General features: G+C 68.5%; 11 protein-coding genes and 1 tRNA gene. 4 read left to right on the top strand and 8 right to left on the bottom strand.

The genetic code is table 11. The features are described 5' to 3' along the window. Window positions 1-10: 10 nt before the first annotated feature. From ABSH63_RS00845 to ABSH63_RS00830, 4 genes are all read right to left on the bottom strand, one after another. A complete protein-coding gene (locus tag ABSH63_RS00845) occupies window positions 11-1,429 on the bottom strand; it encodes a matrixin family metalloprotease (RefSeq protein WP_352886507.1) in 1,419 nt (472 codons plus the stop codon). A gap of 204 nt (window positions 1,430-1,633) precedes the next feature. Continuing rightward, window positions 1,634-1,710 (bottom strand) — tRNA-Val (locus ABSH63_RS00840). A gap of 70 nt (window positions 1,711-1,780) precedes the next feature. Next, window positions 1,781-3,229, bottom strand: a complete 1,449-nt coding sequence (gene nhaD / locus ABSH63_RS00835; protein ID WP_352886506.1) for a sodium:proton antiporter NhaD — start codon at window positions 3,227-3,229, stop codon at window positions 1,781-1,783. 192 nt (window positions 3,230-3,421) lie between these two features. Further along, window positions 3,422-6,262 (bottom strand): hypothetical protein, encoded by a 2,841-nt coding sequence (locus ABSH63_RS00830; RefSeq protein WP_352886505.1) that lies wholly within the window; start codon window positions 6,260-6,262, stop codon window positions 3,422-3,424. Window positions 6,263-6,546: 284 nt separating this feature from the next. On the opposite strand from ABSH63_RS00830, the gene ABSH63_RS00825 reads away from it, so the two are divergent. Then, on the top strand, window positions 6,547-6,819 hold the full coding sequence (locus tag ABSH63_RS00825) for a hypothetical protein (RefSeq protein ID WP_352886503.1): 273 nt from the start codon (window positions 6,547-6,549) through the stop codon (window positions 6,817-6,819). 10 nt (window positions 6,820-6,829) lie between these two features. On the opposite strand, the gene ABSH63_RS00820 is transcribed toward ABSH63_RS00825, so the two are convergent. Further along, window positions 6,830-8,050, bottom strand: a complete 1,221-nt coding sequence (locus tag ABSH63_RS00820) for an EAL domain-containing protein (RefSeq protein WP_352886502.1) — start codon at window positions 8,048-8,050, stop codon at window positions 6,830-6,832. Window positions 8,051-8,231: 181 nt separating this feature from the next. Between ABSH63_RS00820 and ABSH63_RS00815 the strand changes: the two genes are divergently transcribed. Further along, window positions 8,232-8,426, top strand: a complete 195-nt coding sequence (locus tag ABSH63_RS00815; RefSeq protein WP_352886500.1) for a hypothetical protein — start codon at window positions 8,232-8,234, stop codon at window positions 8,424-8,426. A 411-nt stretch (window positions 8,427-8,837) separates the two neighbouring features. Here the strand turns inward: ABSH63_RS00815 and ABSH63_RS00810 are convergent, their stop codons facing one another. Then, on the bottom strand, window positions 8,838-9,539 hold the full coding sequence (locus ABSH63_RS00810) for a hypothetical protein (protein ID WP_352886499.1): 702 nt from the start codon (window positions 9,537-9,539) through the stop codon (window positions 8,838-8,840). Between the two features lie 62 nt (window positions 9,540-9,601). Between ABSH63_RS00810 and ABSH63_RS00805 the strand changes: the two genes are divergently transcribed. Further along, the gene (locus tag ABSH63_RS00805) at window positions 9,602-11,671 is read left to right on the top strand and encodes a S46 family peptidase (RefSeq protein ID WP_352886496.1); all 2,070 of its coding nucleotides are present in this window, start codon (window positions 9,602-9,604) and stop codon (window positions 11,669-11,671) included. A gap of 7 nt (window positions 11,672-11,678) precedes the next feature. Here ABSH63_RS00805 and ABSH63_RS00800 read toward each other — a convergent pair whose 3' ends face one another. Beyond that, window positions 11,679-12,629, bottom strand: coding sequence for an SMP-30/gluconolactonase/LRE family protein (locus ABSH63_RS00800; RefSeq protein WP_352886495.1), 951 nt, complete (start codon window positions 12,627-12,629; stop codon window positions 11,679-11,681). Beyond that, the gene (locus ABSH63_RS00795; RefSeq protein WP_352886493.1) at window positions 12,629-13,819 is read right to left on the bottom strand and encodes an acetyl-CoA C-acyltransferase; all 1,191 of its coding nucleotides are present in this window, start codon (window positions 13,817-13,819) and stop codon (window positions 12,629-12,631) included. The genes ABSH63_RS00800 and ABSH63_RS00795 overlap by 1 nt, the downstream gene beginning before the upstream one ends. A gap of 143 nt (window positions 13,820-13,962) precedes the next feature. On the opposite strand from ABSH63_RS00795, the gene ABSH63_RS00790 reads away from it, so the two are divergent. Next, window positions 13,963-14,367 carry a DUF6491 family protein gene (locus tag ABSH63_RS00790; protein ID WP_352886491.1) on the top strand — a complete coding sequence of 135 codons (405 nt, stop codon included), beginning with the start codon at window positions 13,963-13,965 and terminating at the stop codon, window positions 14,365-14,367. Window positions 14,368-14,403 lie beyond the last annotated feature (36 nt).

The following is a 14,403-nucleotide window of genomic DNA, read 5'->3' as shown; positions in this document are numbered from 1 at the left end:
GGAGTCCATGCTAACCGCGATGCAGGCGCTGCTGCCGCGCCGCGCGCAGCGCTGCCGGCCACGCACCCAGCAGCAAGGCGAGCACGGCACCGAGGCCGAGCGCACCGCCGCCGCCGCCGGCCGCGCCCACCGCGGTGGATGGCGGCACGGTGACCTCGCCCCCTGGATCGTCGGACGGCTCCGGATCGATCGGCGCATACAGATGCGCCAGCGCGGCGATGTCGTCCGATCCGAGCCTTGCGCCGCGGCCGTTGCCGTGCAGCGTCGGCCGCATCAGCGCGCGATCGGCTTCGGTGCCCGGTTCGCACAGCGACAGCAGGCCGTCGCCGCAGGAATGCTCCAGTCCGAGCACGTGGCCCAACTCGTGCGCCAACAGTTCTTCGGCATTCTCGTTGCGCGGGCCTTCGAACAGACAGCGGATGCCGTCTTGCATGACGACGTCGGCCTCGGTGATGACGCGATAGCTCACGTCGCCACGCATGCGCGTGCCCAGGCTTCTCCACTGCGTATAGGCGCCGAGGCCGCCGAGCAAGCAGTCGAACGTTCCGGCCAGCTCGTCGTTGGGATCGTCGAACAGGATCAGGTTGACGCCGTCGAGGCCCGCGAGCCCGGTCGACTGGCCACCGACACCGCCGTAGCCGAGCAACACGCGGCTGCCCGGATCGTCGTTCCAGGCCTGGATCGCCGTGACCAACGCGGCGGTCGCCTCGCGTCCCGACAGCGTCTCGTTGCGCATGCTGGTGTAGATCGGCACGTGCAGCCCGAGGTCGAACTCGAACCAGCGCGCCGGCACCTCGGGTAGCACGTACTTGCCGTCGGTCACCGCCTCGTCGGTCCAGTAGTCGGCATCGCCCGGACGTCCGTCGATGCGCGCGCGCAGCCAGTCGGCGAAGGCCTCGGCGCGGCGGTGCCGGCCGGGTCGATGCTCGCCGCCGATCGCATGGGCGGCGGTAAGATCCTGCGCCCACACCGCTTCGCCCGATCGTGTCCGGCGGGCGCGGAACACGCCCAGTGCAAGCTGCGTCGCGCGGTAGCTGCCATCGGGCTGGGCCCGCAACATCAGCAGCACACGCTCGCCTGGCGCAAAGCGCGGCGCACCCGGCACGATGCGCGCACCGACGGCGTTGCGATCGAGGGCGCCGGGCACGCGGATCGCCAGATCGCCGGTGGCCACCGCGCCCTTCGCGACCCACTCGGGCGACAGCAGATAGGTGGTTTCGTCGAGCTCCCTGCCGACGCTCGCGTGTGCGCCGGCAACGGTGCCGACCACGACGACGTCCGCGGCATCGAGCAGACTGTCGTCGCTCATCGGCAGGTAGCTCATCGCTGCCGCGGGGATGGACACCAGCCCCGCGAGCGCGGCGCCGTAGCTCGCAAGGCATCGCCCGGTGCCCAAACCTCGGATACGCCAGAAGCCGACCGCGGACATCGCAGATCCATCGTGAATCGAATGGAACTGCACGCTATCGCAGGTGCCGCTTGGCGCCCGTGTCGATGTCACGGACGTGCGGCATCGCCCGCCGAACGGCGCGGTGCGCGCCAAGCCGCGGATCCCGCGCGCGCTGCTGCCGCGTCGGCGTTGCGCATCCGCATGAAAAAGCCCCGATGGTTCGGGGCTTGATCATGATTGCATTGGTAGGCGCGATTGGACTCGAACCAACGACCCCCACCATGTCAAGGTGGTGCTCTAACCAGCTGAGCTACGCGCCTGCGGCGACTGCCGAGGGGCGCGAATTATGGCGGCTGGTCCGGTCTGGCGCAAGGTTTGATCGTGCGGCCTTCAGCGCATCTGGAAGTAGGCGTGATTGACCCAGAAATGCACGGCGATGCTGATGGCGTAGCCCAGTGCGATCGCCCAGGTCCAGCGCAGGTGGGCGAAGAAGGTGTAGACGCCGCGCGCCTGGCCCATCACGGCGACGCCGGCGGCGGAGCCGATCGACAGCAGTGAGCCGCCGATGCCGGCGGTGAGCGTGACCAGCAACCATTGGCCGTCGCTCATCTCGGGGTACATGCTGAGCACGGCGAACATCACCGGGATGTTGTCGATGACCGCAGACACCACGCCGACGAGGACGTTGGCGGTGGTCGCGCCCAGTTCCCCGTAGAGCAGTTGCGAGCCCACGCTGAGATAACCGAGGGTGCCGAGGCCGCCGACGCACAGGATGATGCCGTAGAAGAACAGCAGGGTGTCCCATTCCGAGCGTGCGAGCTGGTTGAAGGTGTTGAGGCGGCGCCTTTCGTGCGGATCGCTGCTGCCGGTGTCGCTGATGCCGCCTTGTTCCATCATGGTGTTGCGCAAGGTCTTGCCGTGGCGACCCTTGCCGATGCGGTTGAGGATGTAGCTGACCAGCATCAGCGCGCCGAGGCCACCCATCATGCCCAGCGCCGGTGGCAGGTGGAGCCAGGCGTGCAGGGTGACGGTGAACGCGATGGTGGCGATGAACAGGCACAGAATGACGATGCCGCCGTGGCGGATCTCCGGTTTCACGTTGAGCGGCTCGGGGTTTGCGCGCGGCACGGTGAACGACATGATCAGTGCTGGGATCAGCCAGCTCACGATGGACGGCACCAGCAGCGCGAGGAACTCATGGGCCGGGAATACGCCTTTTTGCCAGACCATGAGGGTGGTGATGTCGCCGAAGGGGCTCCAGGCGCCGCCGGCATTGGCGGCGACGACGATGTTGATGCACGACACGACGATGAAGCCGGGATGCCCGCGGCCAACGGCCATCGCCACCGAGGACATGACCAGAGCCGTGGTCATGTTGTCGGCCACCGGGGAAATGAAGAACGCCAGCAGGCCGGTGAGCCAGAACAGCGTGCGCAGTGACCAGCCGCGTGACACCAGGTAGCCGCGCAGGGCGTTGAATACGTCGCGCTCGTCCAGGGTGTTGATGAAGGTCATCGCCACCAGCAGGAACAGAAACAGCTCGGCGTATTCGACCAGGTTGTGGCGCACGACGCGGCCGACGGTCTCGGTGTCGCCGAGGCTTGCGTAGACGCCGCCGATCATGATCCAGATGATGACCGCGCCGAGCAGCACCGGAATCGATTTGCGCAGGTGCAGCCATTCTTCGGCGATGACCAGCGCGTAAGCAACGAGAAAGACCGCAATGGCGGCGAAGCCCACCCAGTGGCTGGTCAGGTCGATCGTCGCAGCGGCTTCTGCGGCCAAGACGGACGCAGGAGCGAGCAGAACCAGCAGGGCTGGAACGAAGAGGGTACGCATGTGGTCGTTCTCGCGGTGGGGCAGCGGCGGCGCGCGATCATAGCGGCCGCCCCCCGTTGCGGCAATCGAGACGGCGCCGTGCCGACGTGCGTCGGGCGATGGATCGTGCGCACGGGTCTGCCGCTGCCCCTTGGCGTTGGCTCGGCCCCGCGCCGGCGGCATTGCGCGGACGCGGTGTCGTCGTCGACCGGATCAGCCGTCCGCCGGGCTTTGTCGTGACCCGTCCGCGCCGACGAGCCGCACACGCGTGATCTCGCTCGCCGTGCCGCCGCGGCCGTCACTGACCGTCACGCGCAGGACGATCTCGCTTCGCGTGCAGGCCGCAGCCAGCGCCAGCTCGGTGCTGGCGGCGCCGGCGTCGCCGATGCCGGCGACACAATCGGCGCCGGCGACGATTTGCCACTGGTAGGCGAGTTCGTCGCGGTCCGGGTCGGCGGCGATGGCGGTGACTGCGGCGCGTCCGCCCGGCTTGGCCTGCACCTCGGGCAGCGCGTTGACGAGCGGGGCGGCATTGCCGGCCGCGCCGCTGGCCACGTCCGCCGGCAGATAGCCGCGGGTGAAACAGGGGCGATCGGCGCAGACGTCGAGATAGCGATCCTCGCGCAGGAAGGCTTCGCGCTGGATGCCCCCGGCGACGTCGGCGCGCGGATCGGAGTGCGGATCGCGGCCTTGTCGCGGCGGCGTGTTCGCGGCCGGCGACGGCGCGGTGCCCGGGTTGTCCGGGTTGTCCGGATTCAGCGGGCCGATGTCCCAGACCACCATCACCGAGCCGTCCTCGCCATCGACCGCGGGGCGGATCAGCGCAAACGGATTGACGCCGGTGTGACGGCCGGGCTCGGTGCCGGGAAGGTGCACGGCGCCGTCATAACTGCGACTCATCACCTCCGGCGTCAGGTCGGCGACCTGGTGATCGCCGAAGGCCACGTGCAGCAGCACCTCGTGATTCGGCGTCGGATGGCCGAGCGCGGTGTAAGCGTCGGGCCGTCGCAGGTGATTCATGTACCCGTTGGTCTCGGCGCGGTCCCAGAGCATCTGGATGAAGGACAGGATGAAGCTCTGGTCGAAGGAGTTGGGGTAAGAGGTGTAGAGCAGTGCGCCGTAGGTGTCGAAGTCGACGCTGCGCCGCAGCAGGGTCGAGTAGTTGGCGCCGGGCACGCCGAGGACGCCGCGCGTGATGTCGGTGCTGGTGGCCATCACCGCTCCACCGATGATGCCGCCCTGGCTGTTGCCGTCATAGACGACCTTGGCGGGGTCGAACACCGGGCGTCCGTCCGCGGTCTGGAACGCCGGATGCGAAGCCAGACCGTCCGGGTGTTGGATTAAACGTGTGAGCACGTGCCAGTTGACGATGCTTTGCTGCACGCGGTCCGGCAGCGTCGGGAAGAAGCTCATGTCGAGCAAGTAGGTCAGCACCGACGGTACGTCGCGCGTGGCCATGCCGATCCAGTCGATCGCGCAGTGCATGAAGTTCTGTTCGCGCAGACGCCGCGTGCTGCCGCCGCCGACCTCGCCCTTGCCGCCGAGCAGGCCGTGGCCGTACAGCGTGGGCGTCGCCGGCCGCAGCCAGGTGTCGGCATCCTCGAAACTTGCGAGCGCGGTGCGCGGGATCTCGCACTGAAAGTCAAAGGATTGCGTCGGCATCAGCGGATTGATCGACGGCCGTTCGCTGTCGCCCTCGTAGTACAGGCGTGACAGCGGTACCTGGCCGAGCTCGACCAAAAGGCCGACCGCGTCGCTCGCGGCGCCGATGAGATCGCCGAGCAAGGGCAGTTCGTCGCCGCCAAGCAGCGCGCCCAGCGTTTCGAGCCGGGCGCAGTAGTCGACCAGCGCGCTGACCGGGGGCAGCAGGTTGTCGCAGATGCCGTCGGGGAGGGTCAGGAAGTTCGGAACCGTGTAGCGGCCTTGCACGCGGCGGATCGTTTCGCCGGTCTCGAAGTCGGTGACCTCGGTGATCTCGAAGCCCGGCGCCGCCTCACCGAGACTGGCGAGCGCCGTGTCGCGCATGTGCAGCAGACGGCCGGCGAGATTGCGCGTACTGGCCACGGTGAAGTCCCAGGCCATGTACAGCTCGTCGCGGCGCACACCGTGCCGTGCAAGACGCGCGATGATGTCCTCCATGTGATCCCGGCGCGCGTTGACTTCCTCGAAGGCGCTGGAGTAACGGTCGCGGTAGACGCGGAAGGCCGCCGGCGCCTCGATGATCTCGCCTTGGGCGTTCTTGAGATTGCGCATCGCGACGATGTAGCGGTGACCGTCGCGGAAGTTCTTGGCCGGCCGCATCAGCAGCGCCGGTGGATCGACCTTCAGCGCGTTGTTCGGCAGCAGCGTGTCGTGCAGTGCCTCGCCGAGCGCGGCGAGGATCGGCTGTAGCGTCAGCGTGCAGCCGGCGCCCAGGCCATCGACCACAGCGCCCAGGTTGGCGACTACATCCTCGATGCCCAGCTCGCCGGCGACCAGATCCGCGATGTCGAAGACGCTGGCCGGCGCATCGCACAGGGTGCGTGCGGTCTCGCTGGCATCGATCTCCACCCAGATCGGATGACGCTCGCCGGTGTCGGCGTCGATCACCAGGATCGGCGCATCGGCATCGAGCGAGGCTTCGATGTCGGTGATGTTGCCGATGCCGCTGACCTCGGGGTCGAGTCCGGGCACGTAAGTCACCATCATCTGGCCCGGCGAGAAGCCGTCGTTGCGGTTCCATTCGTCGGGACGCAGCGGCAGTCCGGCGAGATTCTTGGGCATCGCGGCCAGCGGTAGATCGATGCGGCGACCGGTGTCGGTGGCGGCGTCGGCCACGGTGAAGTAATCGTTCGGCCACGGGAACAGGCAGTAGGCCGGTTCGAGAAAGTCGCAGCCGCGCGCGCGGGTCTGCTCGATCGCGTCGACGAGTTGCGCGTCCAGCGTCTCGTCGCGCAGCGGTGGCAGATCGACGCCGCTGGTCGGGTGACTCGACCCGCAGGCCGCCAGCATCAGCGCGCAGATCGGGGCAACGCCCATCCGCCGCAGGCGCCCACTCGCTCGTTCGCCAGACATGCTTTCCTCCAAAATTTCCTCCAGAAAAGGGCCGCGCCGCGGTCGGCGGCGCGTTGCGTTCTCACGGTGAAGGTTACCGCGTCGCAACGCCCGGGGATTGCGAATCCCCGCCATGCCCGCCGACGCGCGCGTTCGGCGGCGGTCGACCGCTCGTCGTTCTCGTCTGGCCGCTCGGAATCGGTCACCGACCAGCGGCAGCGTGCGTCGATCGAGCGGCGTCAGGTCCACGGTCGCGCTGCCGTCAAATGGACGTGCGCCTCGATGGGCGTGTCGGGAGAACGGCAATGGGCATCGCGATTTCGCACGGGACCATCGGCAGCGGAGTGTCCAGGCGGGCGTGGCGTGCGCGGCTGGGTGATGCCGTGCATACCGCCGCGACTCGCTTGTTCTACGCCGTGCTCGGCGCCGCCGGTGTGCTGCTGTGGCTGGTGATGCAACTGCCGCTGGGCGGGCGTGTGCGCAGTGCACTCATCGTGGTGATGGCCGGCTGCTTCGGCATGTTCGCGCTCGGCTGGCGTTTGCTCGGCGAACAGGCCGCGGGCCTGCGCCGGCGCTGAGCCGGACGGATCAAAGATCCGCAACCTGTCGGCGCAGCAGCGCCTGCGCCTGCGCCAAGGGCACCGCGCGGCCGAAGTAGTACCCTTGGCCGTAGTCGAGGCCAAGGTCGTGACAGATCGCCGCCTGTTCGGGGGTTTCGATGCCCTCGGCGATCGCCGACATGTCCAGATCCGCGGCGAGCCGGCCGACGGCGCGAACGATGCGCAGGCCGCGGTCGCTACGGGTCGAGTCCTGCAGGAAGGCGCGATCGAGCTTGAGCCCGTCGACCGGCAGGCTGTGTAGATACCACAGCGAGCTGTAGCCGGTGCCGAAGTCGTCGACGACGACGCGACAGCCGAGCGCACGGCACTGCTCGATCAGTTCGAGCGCCGCGTTGAGATTGTTGAGCAGCCCCGACTCGGTGATCTCCAGCCGGAGCTGGCCGGCCTGCAACGCATGGTCGGCCAAGGCGGCGCGCAGCACCGGTAGCAACTCGGGGTCGCCGAACTGGCGCACGGACAGGTTCACCGAGCAGAACAGGGGCTCGTCGTCGACACGAATCGGCTGATGATGGGCATCGAGCTTGCGCAGATCGGCCGCGGCCTTGCGGATCACCCAGCGGCCGAACTCCAAGATCAGCTTCGAATCCTCGAGCACCCAGATGAATTCCCCGGGCGGCACCAGTGTGCCGTCGCTGCGACGCCAGCGCGCCAGTGCTTCGAAGCCGACCACATGGCCGCCGCCGAGGCGCACGATCGGCTGATAGAACAGCTCCAGCTCCTCGCGCTCGATGGCCTCGGCGATCGCTCGTTCCAGACGCAGACGCGTGAGTGCGAGGCTGCCGACGCTGCCGGGCTCGGTCGCCGGGGCGATGCTCGTGGGCGCGGGGTTCTCGCCGTCGCCGATCATGCGCAGATTGCTGCGGCAGCGAGCCAAGGTGACGCGCAGCAGGTGCCGCAATAGCGGCGCGGCCCGTTCGAGCTGATCGTGGAGAAGGTCGTGGGTGATGACGCTCAAGCGCGTCGCGGTCGCCGCGCGGGCGCAGGCGGTGCGCGTCTGATCGCCGATCAAAGCGAGCTCGCCGAACAGATCGTCGGCGCCGAGCAGGGCGAGCACGCGGCGGCCCTCGGGGCGGTCGACGTAGATCTCCACGGCGCCGCTTTCGATCAGATAGGCCTCGTGGCCGATGTCCCCCGTTCGGAACAGGACCTCGCCGGGTTCCAACAGCCGCTGTGCCGCTGACTCGATCACGCCCGCTCCAATGCCGCCGCAGACTCAGTGTCTACCGCTCGCCGCATGGGGATTCAAGTCATCGCGCACGAGGCTTTCATGCCACGGCCTCGGCGCGGCGGCGGATCGCATCGCGGGATTGGCGGCGCAGCCGCCTGCGCAAACCCAGCGTGTTGGGGGGTGTCGCGCGCAGCCTGCGCGCTTGCTGTCGACGCGTTTGCGTCCGCGCCTGAGCGTCGTGGTCTACGGCTTCGCCAGTCGCGCGATGCCGCGCCGGCTCGATCGGGATGGCGTCACGGCGGTGCGTGCGCCGGTCGATGCGGCGCATCTGGCGCGTGTCTGCCTGATGAGCCTGAACCTGGTGCCGCCAGAAGTGGCCGAGGGCGTCGAGCGATAGCGGGTGCGCAAAGTGCCGGCGCGACGCTTCGATGACGATGCGCTCGGCGTCGTCTCGGATATCCAGTCATCGATCAGTGCGAGTGCCCGCGCCACCTCGCCGATCTTCTGGTCGGCCTCAATGCCTTCGAAAAGTACAGTATGGAATGCGAAAGCACGGATGCCCGTGACGGCGCGACACACGCCTTGCTCTACAGCGCGGCAGCGCAGTGCCGGCACCTCTTGGAGAATGCGCTCGAACACGTGCTGGAGCGCGACAACCTCAAGCATCTGCTGTGGCCGTCCCCGGTGCGGCCGCCGGCCCGGGCGGCTGACGGGCGGAGTGCGGGTCGATGAAAACGTCAGCCGTGTCGAAGGATGCGGCGATGTCCTACTTTTGTAAATGTATACACGTGGACAACATGTGTACACCTCAGCGCGAGCCCGGCGTGTCCGCGTCCGTGCAGACGCGCAGGCGAAAGCCGGTGGCGCCCCACGCGAGGCCGATCAGTCCGTAGAACAGTGCCATCAGCAGCGCGTAGGTCCATTCGAGCGCATTCATCGCGCGATCCGCATCGGTCGCGAAATGCTGCAGCGGCAGGCTGGCCAGACCCAGCGCCAGCAGCAGCGCGGCGAAGGCCAGCATGGTGCGGCGCAAGAAAGGGCGGAGCGAGGGCACCGGCTGCAGCAGCGCGATCACCAGCATTTGCGCCAGCACGCTGAACGAGAAGAACACGTTGATGCCGTAGCGCCGCAGCCACTGGTAGGTGGGCCCTTCGGCGCCGAGAAAGCTCGCGTAGAGAATCAGGAACACGGCGGCGACGAGGCCCAGGCCGGTGACGGCGAGGATGCGGCGCGGCGCGTCCGGGCGCAGCGCGCGCAGCCACAGCGAGGTCAACAGCCAAAAGCCCACGAGCTGGGCCGCATGTGGCAGCATCAGTCCTTTGAACAGCAGATTGGCCAGGCCATGGCGTCCGGCGCGACTGATCGACGTGCAGCCTTCCCAGTAGGGCACGCAGGCCTCTACCGAACCCTGCGCGATCGACACCAGATAGGCAAGGTGCACGGCCGCGATCGGGAGCAGCACGGTCAACCACGCATACCCGCGTGGGTCGAAGGAAACTTCCCGGCTCATTGCCGGGTCAGCTTAGCGCGCCTCGGGTACGGACGGCGCGCGGTCGATGAGGGGGCAGGCTGATGAATGTGGTGTGTGCAGTGGGTCTTCGCGCGGCGATCGTCCTAGGTGCCCTGCTGGTACTGCCGGCGGCGCCCGCAATTGCGGCGGAAGGCATGTGGACGCTCGACAACCTGCCGCGCCAGGCACTCAAGGCGCGCTATGGCTTCGAGCCCGACGAGGCCTGGGTGCAGCGACTGATGCACGCCTCGGTGCGTCTGGCCAGCGGCTGTTCGGGGTCATTCGTTTCGCCCGAAGGGCTGGTGCTGACCAATGCGCATTGTGTGCTGCGCTGTGTCAGCGAGCTGTCTTCTGCCAAGTCCGACTACGTCGACGATGGATTCGTCGCACGCGCCCGCGCCGATGAGCTGCGCTGTCCGGCCGAGGAGCTCAACCGCCTGGTCGCCATCACCGACGTCACCGAGCGCATCGCCGCGGCCACCGCCAACCGCAGCGGTCAGGCCTATGTCGACGCGCGCGATGCCGAGAAGGCGCGCATCGAGGCCGAGTGCGTCGGCGACGATGCGGCATCCACGCGCTGCGACGTGGTCGAGCTCTACGGTGGCGGTCTTTATCACCTGTACCGCTACGATCGTTACCAGGACGTGCGATTGGTGTTCTCGCCGGAGTACCGCATCGGATTCTTCGGCGGTGATCCGGACAACTTCAATTTTCCGCGCTACAACCTCGACATGGCCTTGCTGCGCGCCTACGAGGACGGCGAGCCGGTGCGCACGGATGCGCATCTGAAGCTGGCGCGCGAGGGCGCCGCGCCCGGAGAGCTGGTGATGGTCACCGGACATCCGGGCACGACGCGCCGGTTGCTCACGGTCAGCCAGTTGCAGCGCCTGCGCGACGTCGACCTGATCAACGGCCTGCTCTATCTCTCCGAGCGGCGCGCGCTGCTGTGGCAGTACGGGCGCGGCAGCGAGGAGGCGCAGCGGCAGGCGCGGTCGGACCTGACCTTCACCGAGAACAGCCTGAAGGTGCTGCGGGGGCAGCTCGCGGCCCTGCAGCAGCCCGAGCTGCTCGGGCAGAAACGCAAGGCCGAGGCACGTCTGCGCAAGGCGGCCGCTGCCGCCGACGGCGATCCGTGGGCGGCGATCGCCGCCGCGCAACGGGCGTACCGGGCGCTGGAGGCGCCGTATCAGATGATCGAGCGCGCGCTGGGTTTCGACTCGAAGTATTTCGAGCTGGCGCGCCATCTGGTGCGCGCCGCCGAGGAGCGCGGCAAGCCCAGCGCCCAGCGCCTGCGCGAATACCAGGACGCCAAGCTCACGCGGCTGGAGCAGACGGTGCTGTCGAGCGCGCCGATCTACCCGGCCTACGAGCAGACCAAGCTCGCCTGGTCGCTGAGCAAGCTGCGCGAGCGCCTCGGGCCGGATGATCCGCTGGTCAAGCTGGTGCTCGCGGGCGACTCGCCGGAGGCGCTCGCGGCCAAGCTCGTCGCCGGCACCCGGCTCGGCGACCTCACGCTGCGTCGCCGGCTCTGGGAAGGCGGCTTCGAGGCGGTATCGGCATCGACCGATCCGTTCATCCAGCTCGCGCGCGCGATCGATACCGTCTCGCGCGAGCTGCGTCAGCGCTACGAGACCGAGGTCGAGGCGGTCGAGCACAAGAACGCCGCCATCCTCGCGCGCCTGCGCTTCGAGACCCTGGGCACGCAGACCTATCCAGACGCGACCTTCTCGCTGCGGCTGTCCTACGGGGAGGTGGCGGGCTGGGAGGAGAACGGACGCACGATCGAGCCGTTCACGCGCCTCGCCGGTCTGTTCGCACGTGCGACCGCAACAGAGCCCTTCGCCTTGCCGCGTTCGTGGCTGGATGCCAAGCCGCGGCTGGACCCGAGGCTGCCGCTGAACTTCGTCACCACCAACGACATCACCGGCGGCAACTCGGGCAGCCCGGTGATCAACCGCGAGGCCGAGGTCGTGGGCCTGGCCTTCGACGGCAACATGCACTCGCTCGGCGGCGCCTTCGGTTACGACGAGACCCGCAACCGCGCGGTCGCGGTGCACAGCGCGGCCATGCTCGAAGCGCTGGAGAAGATCTACGACGCCGGCGCGCTCGCGCGCGAGATGACGGCGCCCTGACGCCGCTTCAAAGGCCCGTCGCGCGGAATACGGACAACACGTTACCGACCGACGAGCCGGTATCGCCGAGGATGCCCTTCTCGGTGACGAGGATGTCGGTCGGCGCGAACAGCGGCGCGCGACCGATGCGCGCCTGCGACGGAAAACTGAAGCGTCCTGAGCCGGTGCGCTGCAGCAGGCGGCCATCGGGCGCGTACAGGGCGATGAAGCCACCGCTGAAACTGGGTACCAACAGGTGCTCGCCCACCAGGCTGAAATCGTCCGGCAGGCCGAAAAAGCTCAGCACTTGGCGCGACGCGCCGGCACTGCCGTCGGCGGCGATCTCGACGCTGCGGATCTCGCCGAGCCCGGTCGGCGCGCTGTTGCTGACGTAGAGCGTGCGCCCGCGGCGCTGGATGCCGTTGGGGCCGAGCAGACCGTCGCTGAACCAGTCGGTCTGTTCGACGACCTTGAACGGGTCGGACGGGTCCAGGCGCAGGCGCACGATCTTGGGGTCGGGCGGCGCGGTGGTCGCCAGCGGACCGTTGACCAGATACAGCTCGCCGTCGGGACCGTCGACCAGGCCGTTGGGCGCGGCCAGCCCCAGATCGTGGATGGCTTGGAGCAGCGGCGCCGCCGTCAGCCGCGCCGCGTAGAGCCGGCCGTCGAAGCAGTTGGCGTACAACACCTCGCCGCGCTGGGCGAGGCCGGTGAAGTTGCAGCTTCCGTCGTGGATCGCAAAGGCGCGGTAGCCGTCACCGTCGCGCACGATCTCGAAGACATTGGTGCCGCCGGAGACGAACAGGCGGCCGTCGTCGGTGAACAGGATGTTCTCGGCGTCCGGTACCGTCAGCAGCACGGTCTTGCTGCCGCAGGCGTCGTCCACGCAAAGACTTGCCGGATCGACATCCGGTATGCCGCCGTCGCCGCCGCAGCCGGTGAGCGTGCAGGCGAGCAGCGCGACGGCGAGCAGACGCATCAGAGCATCTCGATTGCCAGCGCCACCGCCTCGCCGCCGCCGATGCACAGCGAGGCGACGCCGCGCTTGCCGCCGGTCTTCTTCAGCGCGCCGATCAGCGTCGTGATGATGCGTGCGCCGGAGGCGCCGATCGGATGGCCCAGCGCGCAGGCACCGCCGTGGACGTTGACCTTGGCGTGCGGCAGTTCCAGATCCTGCATCGCCGCCATGGTCACGACGGCGAAGGCTTCGTTGATCTCCCACAGATCGACATCGGCGACGTTCCAGCCGGCCTTCTTGAGCACCTCGGAGATCGCGTACACCGGCGCGATCGTGAACTCCGCCGGCAGGCGCGAGTGACTGGCGTGCGCGACGATGCGCGCGAGCGGTGCGATGCCGCGCCGCTGCGCTTCCGAGGCGCGCATCAGCGTCAGCGCGGCGGCGCCGTCGGAGATCGAGCTGGCATTGGCGGCGGTGATGGTGCCGTCCTTCTTGAACGCCGGCTTGAGCGTCGGGATCTTGTCCGCGCGTCCCTTGGCCGGCTGCTCGTCCTTGTCGATGGTCTCGACCCCGGTCTTGCCCTTGACCTGCACCGGCGTGATCTCGAACGCGAAGCTGCCATCCTCGCTGGCACGCTGGGCGCGCTCCAGCGAGGCGATCGCGAAGGTATCCTGCTGCTCGCGCGTGAAGCCGTACACTTCCGCCGTGCGTTCGGCGAAGATGCCCATCGGCGTGCGCTTCTCGTAGGCGTCCTCGAGCCCGTCGAGTGCCATGTGGTCGAGCAGCTCACCATGACCGTAGCGATAGCCGCCGCGTGCCCGGGTCAGCAGGTGCGGGGCGTTGGTCATGCTCTCCATGCCGCCGGCGACCATCACGCGGTTGCTGCCGGCGAGCAGCAGGTCGTGCGCGAGCATCACCGCCTTCATGCCCGAGCCGCACATCTTGTTGATCGTCAGCGCGCCGGTGGAATCGACCAGGCCGGCGCCGCGTGCCGCCTGACGCGCCGGCGCCTGCCCCTGGCCCGCGGGCAGGCAGCAGCCCATGATCACCTCGTCGACGGCATCGGCCGCGAGCTGGCTGCGTTCGACCGCCGCCTTGATCGCGCGCGCGCCGAGCTCGGCGCCGGAAAACGGCGACAGCACGCCGAGCATGCCGCCCATCGGCGTGCGGGCGACGGCGGTGATGACGACGGGATCGGCGGCTTTAGACATGGCGGGACTCCTGGGACGGATCGTGAGGCAGACCGGCATTCTACCCCCTGGTGTCGGCGCTCGCGCCCGCCGTGTTCGGTGTCGGGCAATGGCGACTACGGGTGCGGTGATAAGCTGCCGGCGTCTTCATCGGGAGGCCCGCGATGAGCCTTGACTTGCACCGCATCGTGATGCCGGCGCTGCTGCTCACCCTGGTCGGTGCCTGCGCCACGCCGTCCGCGCAGGACCTGCCGACGATGGAGCAGCGGCTCGCCGCGCGCGGCCTGTCGCTGGGTGCGCCGGTCGAGCGCATTGCCGACTACCGCATCGACGGCTGGAATCGTCTCGACGACGAGCACATCCTCGTCGGCGGTGGCGTATCGGAGCGCTACCTGATCAGCTTGATGCAGCCGTGTCCGGACCTGGGCAGCGCCGAGACCATCGGCTTTCGTACCACGGGATCAGTGCTGACTCGCCTCGACATCTTGATCGTGGAGAGCCCGATCGGCCCGCGGCGCTGCCCGATCCGCGAGATCCACACCCTCGTCGAGCGTCCGCGCGAGGGCTGAAGCCTCTTCTGATCGCGCCCGCCGACATCGCAGATG

Origin of the sequence: Sinimarinibacterium thermocellulolyticum (genome assembly GCF_040327995.1) — a bacterium.
Taxonomy (GTDB): domain Bacteria; phylum Pseudomonadota; class Gammaproteobacteria; order Nevskiales; family Nevskiaceae; genus Solimonas; species Solimonas thermocellulolyticum.
The sequence above is the reverse complement of the archived record's forward strand: the minus strand, read 5'-3'. Positions and strand labels throughout refer to the sequence as shown.